Genomic DNA, 16747 nt, shown 5'->3' on the forward strand with positions numbered 1-16747 from the left:
CATCAGCGTTCGCATCCGGAGGCTTCGTGTCTGCCACGTACCAATCCGAACTCATCGACCGCGTCCTTTTCTCGCGCTGGCACAACCCGCCGACGAAGGATGACGTCCAGGCCATCATGGCGCAGATGGAGGAGGCGACGCAGCGGCTGGGACAGAACGTGCTGTACATCGCGTCCATCAGCCCCAAGGCGAAGGTTCCCGACGCGACCGAGCGCGCGCACCTGAACCAGATGGTGGCCGAGGGCCGCCGCTACTGTGAGCAGTCCTGGCTCGTGTACGAGGGCACGGACCTGCAGCACAACCTCCAGCGCGTCATCATCTCGGGCGTGCTCATCCTCACGCGCACGTTCGACAACTACCTGTCGGTCGCCAAGTCGGCGGACGCCATCGTGAAGGACGTCTCCACCGCCCTGAAGAAGGACGCGTCGTCCATCTTCCGCCAGGCGCGCGACCGCGGCCTCATCGCCTGAGACCCACGCGGGCGACGTCGGAGCCTCTCCGACGCCGCGTGCGTCATGGCGCCCGCGCTACCGGGCGCCGATGATCTCCAGCTCCTTCAGCTCCACCCCCGGCCGCTCCGGAAGGACGCTCAGCGCGTCCACGTCGAGCAGGGGGACCGCGGGCTTGCAGATCTCCCACCTGCCCGTGCCGCGGAAGCGGCAGACGGTGGGATCCACGAAGAAACCCGTGCCCCCCGGCCCCGCGCGCCCCACGCCGTCCGGCGCGCGGACGTGCGCCCGCAGCGAGCCCGGCCCCGTGGCGAGCACCTGGAAGGACACCGCGTACTTCAGCGCCGGCGCGTACTCCAGCCGCAGCGCGCCGTCCGGGCCCGCATCGGCCAGGGGCAGCTTCACCCCCGACAGCTCGTCCCGGTCGAACGCGCGGAACGCGTCTCCCGGCCCCTTCTGCTGATCCGGTTCGATGGGCTTGGTCTCCACCGCGCCCTGCGTGTTCAGCGTCGCGAGCCGGGGCGCGCGCGCGCCCTGCTGCATCGCCGCGGCGTTCAGGAGCGGCGCGGGCAGCTGGCCCGTCTTCACGCACGTGGGCGCCAGCTCCTCCAGCAGCGCCAGGAGCGGCGGCTCCATGACCGCTCCCGTCACGGCGGCGGGCCCCACGGCCTGGCGCACGAGCTCCTGGCAGGCCGCGCCCAGGGCGGGCCCCGCGTGATCCAGGCTCCAGTGCGCCTCCTGCAGGTCCGGGTTGCCCCGGCTCGCGGCCTCCCGCAGCGCGCGCGTCACGGCCTGGCCGCAGGGATTGTCGTCCGGCGCACAGCGCTCGCAGAGGGTGGCGAGCAGCTCGCGGGGCAGGCCGTCCTTCGCGGTGAGGGGCGCTCGGGAGGCCAGGGCAGGGCCCCTCGCACAGGCGGCGGCGGGAGGGGTGGGACAGTCGCCCAGCTGCCGGCGCGCATCGCTCCAGGCGGTCGCTGCATCCCCTGCATCCATGGGGGTGCCTCCGTCGGACTGGAGCAGGTCCCCGAGGACGGCGTCCAGGCCCCGGCACGCGGCCGGGCCCAGGTCGGGCGGGGTAATTCTCACCGGCGGCTTCGCGGCTGGCGCCTGCCCGGGGGCCGGAGCGGGCGGGGCTTGATGCGTCACGTAATAGAGGCGCGCGAACGCCAGCAGCGCTACTAGCATCAAGAGAAGCGTGTGGAGCGGGAAGCGACGCACGAGCAAACTCCTTGATTCCAACCGGGACCGGGGGTTATCAGCGCCCGCGAGTTCCATCCGCAAAAATGACCGGAGGCGTGTGTGGCTGAGACTTTCGACGTGGTGATCATCGGCTCGGGTCCTGGCGGCTATGTGGGCGCCATCCGCGCGGCCCAGCTCGGGCTGAAGACGGCCATCATCGAAAAGGACAAGCGCCTGGGCGGGACGTGTCTGCACCGCGGATGCATCCCCACCAAGTCGCTCCTGTGGACGGCGTCGCTCTTCCACCACATCAAGGAGTCGTCCGACTTCGGCATCGACGTGGCGAACCCCACCGTGAACTGGGCCAACGCCCAGAAGCACAAGGACAAGGTCGTCACCAAGGGTGCCAACGGCATCGACTTCCTGATGAAGAAGAACAAGATCACCGTGGTGAAGGGCCACGGGCGCATCGCCGGCAAGGGCAAGGTGGAGGTGACGGCGGAGGACGGCTCCAAGCAGACCCTGGACACGAAGAACATCATCATCGCCACGGGCTCCGTGCCCAAGTCCCTGCCGAACGTGGCGGTGGACCACAAGCGGGTGATGAACAGTGACTCCATCCTGACCATCGACCGCATCCCCAAGAGCATCATCGTCCTGGGCGCGGGCGCGGTGGGCTGCGAGTTCGCCTCCGTGTTCAACCACGTGGGCAGCAAGACGGCCATCGTGGAGTACATGCCCGCGCTGCTCCCCATCGAGGACGCGGACATCTCCAAGGAGCTGGACAAGATCTTCCGCCGCCGCGGCATCGACGTGCACACGGGCTCCGCGGTGCAGAAGGTGGAGCACACGGCGGACGGCGTGCGCGTCACCATGAAGGTGGGCGAGGAGACCAAGACGCTGGAGGCCGAGATCCTCCTGTCGGCGGTGGGCCGCTCGCCCGTCACCGAGGACGTGGGCCTCAACAAGACGTCCATCCAGACCGACCGCGGCTTCATCAAGGTCGACACGCTGTGCCGCACCAGCGAGCCCAACGTCTACGCCATTGGCGACGTCATCCCCACGCCGATGCTGGCGCACATGGCCAGCGCCGAGTGCGTGATGGTGGTGGAGCACATCGCCGGGAAGAACCCCGCGCCCATCAACTACGACCTGACCCCGTCGGCCACGTACTGCTACCCGGAAGTGGCGTCCGTGGGCCTCACGGAGAAGAAGGCCAAGGAGCGTGGCTACGACGTGAAGGTGGGCATCGCCCCCTTCGGCGCCGTCACCAAGTCGGCCATCTCCAACGAGTCGATCGGCATGATCAAGATCGTCTCCGACCGGAAGTACGACGAGGTGCTGGGCATCCACATCATCGGGCCGCACGCCACGGAGCTGCTCGCCGAGGCCTGCGTCGCGATGAAGCTGGAGATCACCACCGAGGAGCTGGCCCACACCATCCACGCGCACCCGACGCTCTCCGAAATCATGCACGAGGGCGCCGAGGCCACGCTGGGTCACCCGCTGCACTTCTAGCGGGCGCGGCGGCCCGGCCTCTTCTGGCCGGGCCCGCCGTAGAGCGCCTGGAGTGAGGCCGCCAGCGCGGCCAGCCGTTGGCGCAGCGGTTCCGGGGCGAGCACCTCCACGCCCGCCCCGATTTCGCACAGCTGGGAGACCGCGATGGACTCCCGCTCGAAGTCCACCATCACATTGCGCTTCCCACCGCGTGCTGCGGGCGCCTTGTCGATGCGCTCACCGTCGGCCGGGGGACGCATCCTCCGCAGCGCCGCTTCGCCTTCCTGCGTGCAGGAGAGGGTGACGTCGTAGCGGGGGCGCTCCACGGCGAACCGGGCGCACCAGTCCTTCCAGAACGCGGGCAGGTCGAAGCCGTGGGGGCGGGTGAAGCCCTGGGGGCGCAGCCGCACGTCCCCGATGCGTCCGCCCCGGAAGACGCGGGGGCCCTTGTCCGTCCCCGCGACGAGGTACCAGCGGTCCGCCTTGATGACGAGCCCGTAGGGGTCCACCGTCCGGCGGGAGCGGGTGCCGTCGAAGTCCTGGTAGCTCAGCGACACGCGGCGGTCCTGCCAGGCGGCGTCGCGCAGCTTGCCCAGGTGCGGCAGGGGCTCGCGGCCGGTGAACCAGCCGGAGGCGTCCACGTGGAGCCGCTGGCGCGCGTGCTCCAGCGCGGGCTGCTGGAGGGCGGGGAGGGCCGCGGCCAGCTTCACCAGGCCCGTGCGCAGCGGCGTGGACAGCCCCAGGTCGTCCAGGGCGCCGGGGGCTCCCACCGTGGCCAGGGCCTGGAGCTCCGGGCGCGTGAGGCCGGTGAGCTGCGTGCGCCAGCCCTCCATCAGCGCCACGCCGCCTGTCGCTCCGCGCGTGGCGTACACGGGGACGCCCGCGGTGGAGAGCGCGTCCAGGTCGCGGTGCACGGTGCGGCTGGAGACCTGGAGCTCGCGCGCCAGCTCGCCCACGGTGCTGCGCGGGCGGGCCTGGAGGCGCATCAAGAGGTGGACGAGGCGATCCGCGCGCATGGGCCCTCCGGGTTCGAGGTGAGGTGCAGCCTGCGCCGGGAATCATGACAGGGGTTGTCAGGATTGGGCGTGCAAGGTGGCGCGTGAAAGGGGAGCACGGACATGAAGCCACTCGAGGGACAGGTGGCCCTGGTCGCGGGAGCGACGCGGGGCGCGGGCCGGGGAATCGCGACGATGCTGGGGGCCGCGGGGGCCACGGTGTACTGCACCGGGCGCAGCGTGCGGGGCCGGCTGGCGAGCGGGGACTCGCGGCCGGAGACGATTGAAGAGACGGCGGAGCAGGTGACGGCGCTGGGCGGGAAGGGCATCGCGGTGCGGGTGGACCACACCGTGGAGGAGGAGGTGGAGGCGCTCTGCCAGCGCATCCGCGCGGAGGCCGGGAAGCTGGACGTGCTGGTCAACGACATCTGGGGCGGGGAGACGCTGCACGAGCTGGGGCTGCCGTTCTGGAAGCAGTCCCCCGCGAAGGCGCGGCTCATGTTCGACCGCGCCGTGTACACGCACCTCTGCACCAGCCGCTACGCGGTGCCGCTGATGCTGGAGCGCGACCGGGGGCTCATCGTGGAGGTGACGGATGGGGACTCGTTCGGGTACCGGGGCGGCGTTTCGTACGACGTGACGAAGATGGCGGTCATCCGGCTGGCCTTCGCGATGTCGCGGGATTTGCGCCGCACGAACATCACGGCGCTGGCGGTGACGCCGGGGTTCCTCCGCTCGGAGGAGATGCTGGATGGCTTCGGGGTGAAGGAGGCGAACTGGCGCGACGCGGTGAAGAAGGTCCCAGACTTCATCGCGTCGGAGACGCCGTCGTACGTGGGCCGCGCGGTGGCGGCATTGGCGGCGGATCCGCACGTCCACCGCAGGGCGGGGCGCGTGGTGGCGTCGTGGACGCTGGCGCGCGAGTACGGCTTCACGGACCTGGATGGCTCGCAGCCGCACTGGGCCGAGTACTTCGAGCGGACGTACGGAAAGCCGTACACCGTCGCGGACGAGGCGGCCTATGCGTCGTGGATGGGGGGCTCCATCGAAATTGTGTGCCCGGACTGGCCAAGAGACTGACCGTGCACGGCCCATCCCCGGCGGCCGGACGAAGCGCTATGGTCTGACGCGAGAGGTCGCGCACATGGCCAAGGGGCACCGCAGGAACGACGAGCCGGATCGGATCGACGAGACCCGGGTCGCGCCGCTCGACGACGACCTGGACGAGACGGAGGAGGTCCGCACCGAGCGGACCCAGGCGCCGCCCGCCGTGCAACGGGACGCCGCGGAGGCGGCCCGTTCGTCCGCGGGGGGCTCCGGGCGGAAGTCCTGGGGCAACCAGACGCGCGTCGCGCCCACCACGGGCGCGGCCCTGCGCGCCGCCGAGCTCACGGGCCTCGAGACGCGGATGACGCCGCCCCCGGTCCCCGACGAAGACCTCGTCGAGGAGACCCGCGTGGACGGCCTCACGCCTCCGCCTCCACCCCTTGCGCTCGATGGCCTGGGCGTCGAGGGTGGCGATGACGACGAGGGCTTCGCCGCTCCGCAGACCGCCTTCCGCCCATCGCGCGGCGGTGCACGAGAGGACGCGGAGCCCGCGCGTCCGGCGCGCGCGGGGGAGGGCGCGCGCCCCTCGCGTGGCGGTGCGCGAGAGGAAGGGCAGGGACTGCCGGAAGCGGCTCGCCCGGGCCGGGCGGTGACTCGCGAAGAGGGACAGGACCTTCCTGAAATCGTCCGCCCCGGTCGTGGCGGCGCACGTGAAGGCCGCGGTGGCTCGCGTGAGGAAGGAGAGGGTCTTCCGGAGATCATTCGTCCGGGCCGGAGTGGCGCACGCGAGGAAGGCCAGGGCCTTCCCGAGATCGTCCGTCCCTCCCGGAGCGGTGGCGCCTCGCGCGGCGGGGGCCGTGACGCCGCGAAGGAAGAGGAGTTCGCGCTGCCGGAGCTCATCCACGCGGGCCGCGGCGCGGAGCTGGACGGAAGCTCCTCCGAACCGCCTCGCGCGCCACGCGCCGACAGTCCGCCGAAGGCCAGCCGTCCGGAGCCGATGATCTTCGCGCCGCTTCCCTCCGCGCAGGCCGCGAGCCAGGCCGCGCAGACGCCCGAGCTGCGCACGATGTTCGCCACCCACTCCGCGCTGCTCGCGGAGCGCCTCAAGGCCGAGCTCCAGCACAAGATCTACGGCCGCTCCCCGCACCGCATCCTGCGCGTGGACGAACCCGAGGGCCCCAGCACCGCGGGCGGCAAGCAGGCTCGGCAGGCCATCTCGCTCGTGGACCGCAAGGGCACCGCGCCGGCGCTCGTCGCGGGTTGGGTGGACGTGGCCAAGGGACAGGCCTCGCTGCGCAACCACGAGGCCGTGGCCAGGCGCTACGAGTTCCAGCACGGCACCCCGCTGGAGCTCGTCCCGGAGGAGTACGAGAAGTTCCTCAACGACGTGGACGAGGTGCTGCGCACCGCCGCCATCCAGGTCCGCATCCTCGTGCCGGACGAATCCGCGCCCACCCGCGCCACCGTGGGCCCGCAGGCCCCGCGCGCGACGGGCGTCGCCGTGCGCTGGGTGCTGCTGCTCGTCGCCGTGGCCTTCCTGCTGGGGCTCGCCGCGGGCGCCACGCTGCTCCACGGCGGCTGACTCCCGGCGCTGTCCGCTGGAGGATGGGGGGCGGCTCACCGGTGCGATGGCCGGTGCGCGGCCCCCCTTCCACCTTGGTGTCTCCCCATCCGGCCGGAGGCACCCATGGCGTCACCCCCTCGCCGTTCCAAGTCCCACCTGCGCAAGCTGCTGGGCGGCTGCGTCGTGTCCGTCGCCCGGGCCTTCGCGCCCACGTCCGTGCTCGCGGACGGCCCCCCGGTGCTGGATGGCCGGCCGCGTTACGCTCGCGTTCCCGTGCCGCGCCGGGACTCTCAATCGCTCGGAATCCGAGGCGCGGATCCGCGTCTGCCCGGATGACGCGGGAGTGAAAGCGGGGCGGGGTGCCCCATGGTACGGTGCTCGCGTCATTTTTCAGGGGGGACATCCACGAGTGCCCGCCCTGGAACTCCGTGAGCCCCACCATGCGCAGACTCTCCCTGCTGGCCCTCTGCCTTGTCGTCGCGACCGCGTGTTCGCGGGGCGACAAGGACGCGAAGGGCGGCCCCTCGGAGACCGGCACCGCGCCGACTCCGTCCTCGAAGTCCCCTGGCATCGCCGTCGAGCCGCTGCCCGAGCCTCCCGCGCTGAAGATCGACGCCCAGGACGCCGCGGAGCAGGGCCCGCTCTCCATCGCGGCCGCGCGGCCTGATGGCCAGGCCTACGGCAACGTCCGGCCGACCATCACCTTCACCAAGCCGATGATCGCCCTGGGCTCCGTCGCCGCGGAGCGCGGCCTGGCGGCGCCCGCGAAGATTACCCCCGCGCTGGAGGGCGAGTGGCGCTGGCTGGGCTCCGCGAGCGTGGAGTTCGTGCCGAGCTCGGGCGTGAAGCTGGGGACGCAGTACACGGTGACGGTGCCCGCGGGCCTCAAGGCCATGGACGGCACCGCGCTGGCGGAGCCGTACACCTTCCAGTTCGAGACGCCGCGCCCCTCCCTCCAGTCCACGCAGCCGGAGCCGCAGTTCCGCTGGGTGCAGCCGGAGCAGGTCTTCACGCTCACCTTCAACCAGGCGGTGAAGGACCTGGCGCAGCACGCGCGCCTGGAGCCCGCGACCGGCGCGCCCGTGCCGCTCACGCTGGTGAAGGCGACAGCGTACGCGGACCTGAAGGAGACGCAGGTGGGCAGCGGCCCGGAGCGCAAGTCCCAGGACCGCCGCGTGAAGTACGAGCTGAAGCCCGCGCAGAAGCTGCCGGCGGGGACGCAGTTCACCCTGGTGGTGGATGGCGAGCTGACGGGCACGGACGGCCCGCTGCCCATGGGCGAGGCGGTGCGCTCCCCGTACGCCACCTACGGCGCGCTCAAGATGGAGTCCGCGGGCGCGTGCGTGTTCACCTGGGGCGAGGAGAAGTGCTCCTACGGCCCGCTCATCCTCTTCACGTCCAATGAGTTGGATGCCGCGTCGCTCAAGGGCAAGGTGACGCTGGAGCCGAAGGCGGAGATCGACTGGGAGCGCGTGCAGACGCAGCTGCCGTGGTCGGGCTCGGAGGTGAAGTTCCCCTACGTGTCGCTGCCCGGCCGCTACCGCCCCGGCACCACGTACAAGATCAAGGTCGCCGCGGGCTACAAGGACCTCTTCGGCCAGACGGGCCCCGCCTTCCAGGGCGAGGTGAAGCTGGCGGACGTGGAGCCGTCCTTCGACTCCGGCTCGCGCGAGGCGCTGGTGGAGGCGTCCGGTGACGGCTCCATCCCGCTGGTGACGACCAACATCCCGGAGGTGCAGGCGGAGGTGTGGTCGCTGTCCCCCGCGCAGCTCGCGCAGCTCATCGACACCAACGAGTGGCCGTCCTCGGAGCCCTACCGGACGACGGTGGACACGAAGGCCGCGCGCAACGCGGAGCGCACCTCGCCGCTCGACCTGCGCCCGGCGTTCAGCGGGGCGAAGACGGGCCTGTTCCTCGCGCGGCTCAACGCGCCGTCGCTCAATCAGAAGTACCCGCGCCGGGTCATCGGGCAGGTGACGGACCTGGCGGTGCACGCGAAGCTGGGCGCTGCTTCCGGTGTGGTGTGGGTGACGTCGCTGGCGACGGGCGCCCCGGTGCCGGAAGCGCAGCTGACGCTCTGGGACAAGCAGGGCACGGAGCACTGGACGGGCACGACGGACGCCAACGGCCTGGCGAAGGTGCCGGGCCTGTCGGAGCTGCTCAAGCCCAAGGAGGAGTCCGCCTGGAGCACGCCCTGGGCCATGGTGTCCGCGGTGAAGGACACGGACATCGGCGTGACGCTGTCCACGTGGGAGGGCGGCATGTCGCCCGGCGCGTTCTCGCTGCAGAGCGCGTGGGAGGGCCGCGTCCCGGACAGCCTGGGCTTCGTGTTCGCCGACCGTGGCATCTACCGCCCCGGTGACGACGTGATGCTCAAGGGCGTGGCGCGCTACCGCCGCCTGGGCGCGCTCAAGTCGCCGGCCGCGAACACGAAGGCGCAGATCACGGTGACCAGCTCGCGCGGTGAGAAGGTCTTCCAGACGGAGGCCACCGTCACGAAGTACGGCACCTTCCGCGCGGACCTCAAGCTGGGCAAGGACATGCCGCTGGGCTACTACGACGTGGCCGCGAAGCTGAAGGTCGGCGGAGAGTCGCTGAGCTACGGCGGCACCTTCCGCGTGGAGGAGTACCGCGCGCCGCAGTTCCGCGTGGACGTGGCGGTGAACAAGAAGGACGTCGCCGCCGGTGAGCCGCTCACCGCCCGCGTGGACGCGCGCTACCTGTTCGGCGGTGCCATGGGCGACGCGCAGGTGCGCTGGAACGTGCAGCGCGCCAGCTCCTTCTTCACGCCCCCTGGCAACGAGGCCTTCACCTTCGGCGTGAACACCTGGTGGTGGGACGATGAGCAGCCGGAGCACAGCAGTGACTCGTTCGGCTCCGGTGACGGCCGCACGGACGCGCAGGGGCAGCTGGCGCTGGCGCTGGGCACGGCGGACGCGCCCGGTGGCAAGACGTGGGAGTACACGCTGGAGGCGGAGGTGGAGGACGTCAACCGCCAGCGCGTCGCCAACCGCAACCTCATCATCGTGCACCCCGCGGACGTCTACGCGGGCCTGCGCATGCTCTCCACCGGCTTCGCGGAAGCCGGCAAGGAGGTGGGCCTGGAAGTGGTCGCCGTGTCGCCCGAGGGCAAGCGCCAGGAAGGCGTCGCGGTGGACGTGAACATCAAGCGCCGCGACTGGAAGTCCATCCGCAAGAAGGGCGACGGCGGCCAGTGGTTCACCGTCACGGAGCCCGTGGAGACGGAGGCGGCGAAGTGCTCGGTGAAGAGCGCGGCGACGCCGCAGCAGTGCAAGTTCACCCCGGCCGAGCCCGGCCTGTACGTGCTGGAGGCGGTGGCCACGGACGCGAAGGGCCGCAAGGCGACGACGCGCGACTCGCTCTACGTCACCGGCTCCGGCTGGGTGTCCTGGCAGCGCAACGACACGGACCGCATCGACCTGGTGGCGGACAAGCAGCTGTACGACGTGGGTGACACCGCGAAGGTGCTGGTGAAGAGCCCGTACCCGCAGGCGGACGCGCTCGTCACGGTGGAGCGCGAGGGCGTGCTCAGCGTGCGCCGCGTGAAGCTCAAGGGCAGCGCCACCGCGCTGGACATCCCGCTGGGTGAAGGCGCCATCCCCAACGTCTACGTGGGCGTGGTGCTGGTGCGCGGCCGCGTGGAGGCGGCCAAGGGCATCGAGTCCGGCGACGACCCGGGCCGCCCCGCCGTCCGCGTGGGCTACACGCAGCTCAAGGTGGAGAAGAAGTCCAAGCGCCTGTCGGTGGCGCTGACGCCGGACGCGCCGGAGAAGCGCCCGCGCGACAAGGTGACGGTGGACGTCGCGGTGAAGGACGCGGCGGGCAAGGGCGCGAAGGCGGAGGTGACGCTCTGGGCCGTGGACGAGGGCGTGCTGCGGCTGACGGGCTACAAGGCGCCGGATCCGCTGGACGCGATGTTCCAGGAGCGCGGCCTGTCGGTGCGCATCGGTGAGCCGCTCATCCACCTGGTGCTGCGCAAGCTGTACGGCGAGAAGGGCTCGCGTCCGGGCGGCTCCGGCGGCTCCGACACGGCGGGCTCCGGCATCCGGTCCAACTTCAAGACGACGGCGGTGTTCCAGTCAGTGGAGACGGACGACCAGGGCCAGGCGAAGGTGGAGTTCACGCTGCCCGACAACCTGACCACCTTCCGCATCATGGCGGTGGCCGTGACGGACGCGGACCGCTTCGGCGTGGGGGAGAGCAAGGTGCAGGTGGCCAAGCCGCTCCTGGCGCTGCCGGCGCTGCCCCGGCTGGTGCGCGTGGGCGACAAGGCGGAGGCCGGCGTGGTCATCCACACCACGAACCCGGCCATCAAGGAGGCCAAGGTCACCGCGCAGCTCACGGGCGTGCGCGTGGAGGGCCCCGCGGAGAAGACGGTGCAGCTGGACGGCAAGGCCCGCGAGGTGCGCTTCACCTTCGTGGCCGAGCAGCCGGGCACCGCGGTGCTGCGCTTCGCCGTCGCGGGCGGCGGGGAGACGGACGCGGTGGAGCAGAAGATCCCCGTGCAGCTGCCCGTGGGCATGGAGGCCGTGGCGGTCTACGGCGACACGACGAGCGAGCGCGTGGAGGGGCTCAAGCCGCCGGGCGGCGTGCGCCCGGGCATGGGTGGCCTCACGGTGACGATGTCCTCCACGGTGATGGGCGGGTTCGACGAGTCGATGAACCAGCTCGTGGACTACCCCTACGGGTGCCTGGAGCAGATGTCGTCGCGGCTGGTGCCGTTCGTCGCGCTGCGCGAGCTGTCCGGCAAGTTCGGCGTGGCGTGGACCGGCGGCACGGACGAGCAGAAGCAGGCGTTCGTCCGGAGCTTCCTCAGCGAGGACGCGCTCAAGACGCAGGGCACGCTGGATCCGGACACCGTGGTGACGGCGACGGTGCGCAAGATTGAAGCGCTCCAGAACCACGACGGCGGCTTCCGCTTCTGGGCCTCCAGCGACTGCTCGTCGTCGTATGCCTCCGCGTACGCGACGCTGGCGCTCGTCCGGGCCAAGGAGGTGGGCTACGCGGTGAACGCGGGCGTGCTCGACAAGGCGAAGAAGTTCCTGGCGGACAAGGTGGCGGCGGGCGTGTGCACGCAGTGCGCCTACGGCTGCGACGCGCCGGGGCCGGAGACGCGGGCCTTCGCGCTCTACACGCTGGCGCGCATGGGGGCGCCGCGGCCCTCGTACTACAACGAGCTGTTCGAGCAGCGGCAGAAGCTGCCGCTCTTCGCGCAGGCGATGCTGACGGACGCCATCTTCGTGGGGAAGGGCAACCGCGCCCAGGGCCAGAAGCTGCTCCAGGAGCTGCTCAACAAGGCCCAGGAGACCGCGGCGGGCGTGCACTTCCAGGAGACGGACGCGAAGACGTACGCGCCGCTCTGGTCCTCCGACACGCGCACCACGGCGCTGGTGCTCCAGACGCTGGTGGCCGTGCAGCCGGACCACCCCTACGTGTCGAAGATGGGGCGCTACCTGGCGTCCGCGCGCGAGGGTGACGGGCGCTTCCGCAACACGCAGGAGGCGGCCTTCACGCTGATGGCCCTGTCCGAAGTGGTGCGCCGCAAGGAGACGGCCGTGCCGTCGTTCGAGGCGGTGGTGAAGCTGGGCGGGCAGGTGATTGCCTCCGCCGACTTCAAGGGCCGCGACATGGGCGTGAAGACGGTGCAGGTGCCGGTGGAGAAGCTGGGCCCGGCGGACAAGGCGCAGCCCTTCACCTTCGGGGTGAACGGCACGGGCAACCTCTACTACGGGGCGCTCCTGCGCTATGCGCCGGCGCAGCTGCCGGTGGACCCGCTGGACCGGGGCATCATCGTCCAGCGCTGGTTCGAGCCGTACTCGGGCGGCGGCCAGGCGAAGGCCGCTCGCGCGGGTGAGCTGGTGCGCGTGCGCGTGCGCGTGGCCACGCCGATGCGCCGCAACTTCGTGGCGGTGGACGTGCCGCTGCCCGCGGGCCTGGAGCCGGTGGACACGTCGCTGGCCAGCACGGCGAGCCTGCCGGGCCCCGCGGGCTCCGGCGAGGAGGAGGGCCCCGGCGAGGGCTACGAGTACGAGAGCGAGGAGGACCTGTCGGAGACGGACGAGGGCAACAACGTCTGGGCGACGCGCTTCTGGTCGCCGTTCAACCACACGGAGATGCGGGATGACCGCGTGGTGTTCTTCGCCGACGAGCTGCCGCCCGGCGTGCACGTGACGAGCTTCGTCGCCCGGGCCACGACGCCGGGTGACTTCCTGCTCAAGCCCGCGCACGCGGAGGAGATGTACGCGCCGGAGGTGTTCGGCCGCTCCGAGGGTGGGCGCTTCCCGGTGCTGCTGCCGGAAGAGGTCGCCTCGAAGTGATGAAGCGCCTCACGCTTCGCGGGACGGTGCGTGCCGTGGCGGTCCTCGCGGCGCTCGTGGTGGTGGGCTGCGCGGGCTTCATCGCGTGGCCCCTGCCGGGGACGTTGCTGTCTCGCGAGGCGGTGTCCTCGCTGGTGCTCACCGACCGCACGGGCCACGCCCTGCGCGAGGTGCTCTCCCGCGAGGACGGGCGCAGTGTGGGCCTTCCGGGGGGACGCATTCCCCCGAAGGTGCGGCAGGCCTTCATCGCCGCGGAGGATCAACGCTTCACGTGGCATCCGGGCGTGGACGTGGTGGCGGTGGCCCGGGCGGCGCGTGACAACGTGTCGGCCGGGCGCATCGTGTCCGGCGCGTCCACGATTCCGCAGCAGCTGGCGCGCAGGCTGGTGCCTCGCGAGCGCTCGTGGTGGGGCAAGGCCGGAGAGGCGCTGTGGGCGCTGCGGCTGACGGCGCACCTGTCCAAGGAGCAGGTGCTGCTGGAGTACCTGGACCGCGTGCCGCTGGGGAACTCCACGTTCGGCGTGGAGGCGGCGGCGCAGCGGTACTTCGGGCGTCCGGCGGAGCGGCTGTCGGCGGGACAGGCGGCGCTGCTCGCGGGAATGGCGCGGTCGCCCGCGCGGAGGGACCCGTACCGGCGGCCGGAGATGGCGCTGGCCGGGATGCGCGACGTGCTCTCGCGCATGGTGGAGGAGGGCTTCCTGACGAAGGAGGAGGCGAAGGCGGTGGAGGAGACGCCGCTGGACCTGGTGCCTCCGGAGCGCGTGTTCGAGGTGCCGCACCTGACGACGGCGCTGCTCCAGCGGCTGCCGGAGCTGGGGCTGGACCGTGCGTCGCGCATCGAGACGACCATCGACCCGGCGCTCCAGGCGGCGGTGGAGAAGGCCATCACGGAGGAGCTGCGGGGGCTCGCACACCGGCGCGTGGGCGAGGCGGCGGCCATCGTCCTGGACAACGCGACGGGCGAGGTGCTCGCGTACGTGGGGTCCTCGGACTTCCTGGACGAGGCGAAGGGCGGACAGAACGACGGCGTGCGCTCGCTGCGGCAGCCGGGGTCGGCGCTCAAGCCGTTCGCGTACGGGCTGGCACTGAGCAAGGGCTTCACGCCGTCGAGCGTGCTCGCGGACGTGGAGGTGCACCTGGCGACGCCGGGCGGCGCGTACGTGCCGAAGAACTACGACCGGCGCGTGCACGGCCCGGTGCGGCTGCGGGCGGCGCTGGCGTCCAGCTACAACATCCCGGCCGTGCGCGTGGCGGACGCGCTGGGGCCGGAGCAGGTGCTGCGCGTGCTGCGCGAGGCGGGCTTCCAGAGCCTCACGGAGAGCGCGTCGCACTACGGCGTGGGCATCGTGCTGGGCAACGGGGACGTGACGCTGCGCGAGCTGGCGCGGGCGTACCGGGGGCTGGCGCGAGGTGGGGTGGTGGGGCCGTTGAGGGAGGTGCGCGCGGCGTTCGGGCCGGATGGCTCGCCGCTGAGGATCCCGATGGAGATGCAGGAGCACCGCTTCCTGGCGGCTCGGCCGGTGGAGCTGCTCACGGACGTGCTGGCGGACGAGGCCGCGAGGGCGCCGGCCTTCGGTCTGGACAATGCGCTGCGGTTGCCGTTCCGCGTGGCGGCGAAGACGGGGACGAGCCGGGCGCACGTGGACAACTGGGCGGCGGGCTTCACGCGCGAGCGCACGGTGGCCGTGTGGGTGGGCAACTTCGACGGCACGCCAATGCGCGGGGTGTCCGGCATCACGGGCGCGGGCCCGGTGTTCGCGCGCGTGATGTCGCTGGCGATGAGGGGCCTCCGCGCCGCGCCGTTGGTGGACCGCAGCCACTTCGAGTCCGCGGAGATCTGCCCGCTGTCCGGCGAGCGCGCGGGCCCGAACTGTCCTGGAGCGATGAAGGAGGTCTATCTGCCGGGCACGGCGCCGCGCCATGCGTGCACCATGCACCGGAGCGACGGCGCACTGGACGTGGGCCCGGCGTACCTCGCGTGGGCCCAGGCGGAGGGACTGACCTCCACGTCGGTGGGCGCGGAGGGCGGGCCGGGGATGCAGCCCGGCTTCATCCTGCCGGCGAACGGGGATGAGTTCCTCGTGGAGCCGGAGCTGCCCGAAAGCGCGCAGGCCGTGCCGGTGCGCGTGATGGCGCCCAAGGGAGCGAAGCTGCTGGAGCTGCGCACGGACGATGGCCGTCGTATCGAGCTCCGCCCGCCCTTCGTGACGCGGCTGCCGGCGGTGGAAGGGGAGCGCCGGTTGGAGTTGTGGGCGCCCGGTGGCTCCGCGCCGCTGGCGGTGACGCGGTACCGCGTCCGATGAACGCGGCGGGCGTCGCCGTGCTCCTCGCCGCGCTGGTGGCGGGCATGGCGCCCGGCGCTGGGCGCACGGATGCGTCGGGTGACGCTGACACGAACGTCCGTCCCGTTTCACGCCAGGCGCGGTCGTCGCCTTCGGCCCATGCGAACGCGTCCCCTGCGCCTGCTTCCCGTGCGCGCAAGCCCGCGGCCAATCCACAGGTCGACGTCCGGATCCTCTCCAAGCACCGGCCCGCGCGGCTGCGGCTGGAGGGCCCGCGCTCGTTGGAGGCCGTGGCGTCGAGGGACGCACTCATCGTGGACGGTCGTCCCCAGCCTCACGCCCTGCGGCTGGACGCGGGCCGCTGGCAGGTCCGGGGCCGGGGCGTGGATCGACGCTACGAGGCCTCGCTGTCACTGGAGGCCCGCGACGGAGAGTTGATCGTCGTCGCCACCTTCGCGCTGGAGACCTACGTCGCCGCCGTCACCGCCAGCGAGACCGAGGTCGACACCCCCTTCGAAGCGCTCCGTGCCCAGGCCATCACCGCCCGCAGCTACGTGCTCGCTTCCGGCAAGCGGCACGACGAGGCCCGGGCCTGCGACCTCACCCACTGCCAGGTCCTTCGCGGCGAGGGCTTCGCTCGCCATCTGCGCCGCGCTCGCGATGCCACCCGCTCCACGGAAGGCATCGTGCTGCGCCTGTCCGATGGCGCCATCGCGCTCGCTCCCTTCCACGCAAGCTGCGGCGGACACACGGCCGAGCCCGTGGCGGTGTTCGGTGCCCCGGACCTCACCGGCGCCGCCGCCGTGCCGGACCGCTGCCCCGCGTCTCCGTGGCGCGCTGTCGTGCCTCGCGCGCTGGTGTCGGCCGCCGCGTCGGATGCGCTCGGTGGCTCCGCGCAGGCCGCGGATCTGCTGCTGGATCGGGACTCCAGCGGCGCGGTGGTGCGCATCGTGGACCGCGCTTCGGGACGCGATGCGCGCGGTGATGCGTTCTTCCGCGCGCTCGGAGCCCGCGCCGGGTGGAATCGGATCCGCAGCGCGCGGTTCTCCATGACGCTTGGCGGGAACCAGGCGCTCCTCGAAGGGCAGGGCCATGGTCACGGCGTCGGCCTCTGTCAGGCCGGCGCGGCCCTGCTCGCACGGCAGGGATGGACCGCGGAGCAGTTGCTCGCGCACTACTTCCCGCGCGCCCTCCCGGGGAAGCTCGCGGACAAGTGAACGCGGGGGGCGCAATGGCCTCCAGGATTCGCAGTCGTCCGCGAAGGTGACGACCCTCCGGGGGCTCTTCCCCGGGCTCTCCGTGAGGGCTTACCAGCACCCGGGGTGCTCCGTATCGATTGCACCAGAGCCCTCAGCCCCACGCGGTCCGGTGGGGAGGTGGCTTCGCGCACCGGCCG

General features: G+C 71.9%; 10 protein-coding genes. 8 read left to right on the plus strand and 2 right to left on the minus strand.

Annotated features, from left to right (window positions below):
• Positions 1-26 precede the first annotated feature (26 nt).
• Positions 27-470, plus strand: a complete 444-nt coding sequence (locus NR792_RS05820) for a DofB protein (protein ID WP_120523716.1) — start codon at positions 27-29, stop codon at positions 468-470.
• A gap of 57 nt (positions 471-527) precedes the next feature.
• Here NR792_RS05820 and NR792_RS05825 read toward each other — a convergent pair whose 3' ends face one another.
• Positions 528-1634 (minus strand): hypothetical protein, encoded by a 1107-nt coding sequence (locus NR792_RS05825; protein WP_375759071.1) that lies wholly within the window; start codon positions 1632-1634, stop codon positions 528-530.
• Between the two features lie 114 nt (positions 1635-1748).
• Here NR792_RS05825 and lpdA point away from each other — a divergent pair, with 114 nt between their 5' ends.
• The gene (gene lpdA, locus NR792_RS05830) at positions 1749-3146 is read left to right on the plus strand and encodes a dihydrolipoyl dehydrogenase (RefSeq protein ID WP_375759072.1); all 1398 of its coding nucleotides are present in this window, start codon (positions 1749-1751) and stop codon (positions 3144-3146) included.
• Here the strand turns inward: lpdA and NR792_RS05835 are convergent.
• Complete coding sequence (locus tag NR792_RS05835) at positions 3143-4141, minus strand: helix-turn-helix transcriptional regulator (RefSeq protein WP_375759073.1); 999 nt, start codon at positions 4139-4141, stop codon at positions 3143-3145. The genes lpdA and NR792_RS05835 overlap by 4 nt on opposite strands.
• 102 nt (positions 4142-4243) lie before the next feature.
• Between NR792_RS05835 and NR792_RS05840 the strand changes: the two genes are divergently transcribed.
• From NR792_RS05840 to NR792_RS05865, 6 genes are all read left to right on the plus strand, one after another.
• Positions 4244-5200: an SDR family oxidoreductase gene (locus NR792_RS05840; RefSeq protein WP_375759074.1), complete on the plus strand. Its 957-nt coding sequence runs from the start codon at positions 4244-4246 to the stop codon at positions 5198-5200.
• A 64-nt stretch (positions 5201-5264) separates the two neighbouring features.
• Positions 5265-6749 carry a hypothetical protein gene (locus NR792_RS05845; RefSeq protein ID WP_375759075.1) on the plus strand — a complete coding sequence of 495 codons (1485 nt, stop codon included), beginning with the start codon at positions 5265-5267 and terminating at the stop codon, positions 6747-6749.
• A 105-nt stretch (positions 6750-6854) separates the two neighbouring features.
• Entirely contained in the window at positions 6855-7067 is a 213-nt protein-coding gene (locus NR792_RS05850) for a hypothetical protein (RefSeq protein ID WP_375759076.1), read from the plus strand.
• Between the two features lie 104 nt (positions 7068-7171).
• Complete coding sequence (locus NR792_RS05855) at positions 7172-13069, plus strand: alpha-2-macroglobulin family protein (protein WP_375759077.1); 5898 nt, start codon at positions 7172-7174, stop codon at positions 13067-13069.
• The gene (pbpC, locus tag NR792_RS05860; RefSeq protein WP_375759078.1) at positions 13069-15372 is read left to right on the plus strand and encodes a penicillin-binding protein 1C; all 2304 of its coding nucleotides are present in this window, start codon (positions 13069-13071) and stop codon (positions 15370-15372) included. The genes NR792_RS05855 and pbpC overlap by 1 nt, the downstream gene beginning before the upstream one ends.
• Complete coding sequence (locus NR792_RS05865; RefSeq protein WP_375759079.1) at positions 15369-16568, plus strand: SpoIID/LytB domain-containing protein; 1200 nt, start codon at positions 15369-15371, stop codon at positions 16566-16568. The genes pbpC and NR792_RS05865 overlap by 4 nt, the downstream gene beginning before the upstream one ends.
• Positions 16569-16747: the final 179 nt, after the last annotated feature.

It is taken from the genome of Corallococcus exercitus, assembly GCF_042231735.1.
GTDB lineage: Bacteria > Myxococcota > Myxococcia > Myxococcales > Myxococcaceae > Corallococcus > Corallococcus exercitus_B.

What these genes read in the sequence shown, in the direction of transcription:
- NR792_RS05865 (WP_375759079.1), top strand. Translation starts at nt 15,369, where the DNA reads ATGAACGCGGCGGGCGTCGCCGTGCTCCTCGCCGCGCTGGTGGCGGGC.
- NR792_RS05850 (WP_375759076.1), top strand. Translation starts at nt 6,855, where the DNA reads ATGGCGTCACCCCCTCGCCGTTCCAAGTCCCACCTGCGCAAGCTGCTG.
- NR792_RS05835 (WP_375759073.1), bottom strand. Translation starts at nt 4,141, where the DNA reads ATGCGCGCGGATCGCCTCGTCCACCTCTTGATGCGCCTCCAGGCCCGC.
- NR792_RS05855 (WP_375759077.1), top strand. Translation starts at nt 7,172, where the DNA reads ATGCGCAGACTCTCCCTGCTGGCCCTCTGCCTTGTCGTCGCGACCGCG.
- NR792_RS05840 (WP_375759074.1), top strand. Translation starts at nt 4,244, where the DNA reads ATGAAGCCACTCGAGGGACAGGTGGCCCTGGTCGCGGGAGCGACGCGG.
- NR792_RS05845 (WP_375759075.1), top strand. Translation starts at nt 5,265, where the DNA reads ATGGCCAAGGGGCACCGCAGGAACGACGAGCCGGATCGGATCGACGAG.
- pbpC (WP_375759078.1), top strand. Translation starts at nt 13,069, where the DNA reads ATGAAGCGCCTCACGCTTCGCGGGACGGTGCGTGCCGTGGCGGTCCTC.
- NR792_RS05825 (WP_375759071.1), bottom strand. Translation starts at nt 1,634, where the DNA reads ATGCTAGTAGCGCTGCTGGCGTTCGCGCGCCTCTATTACGTGACGCAT.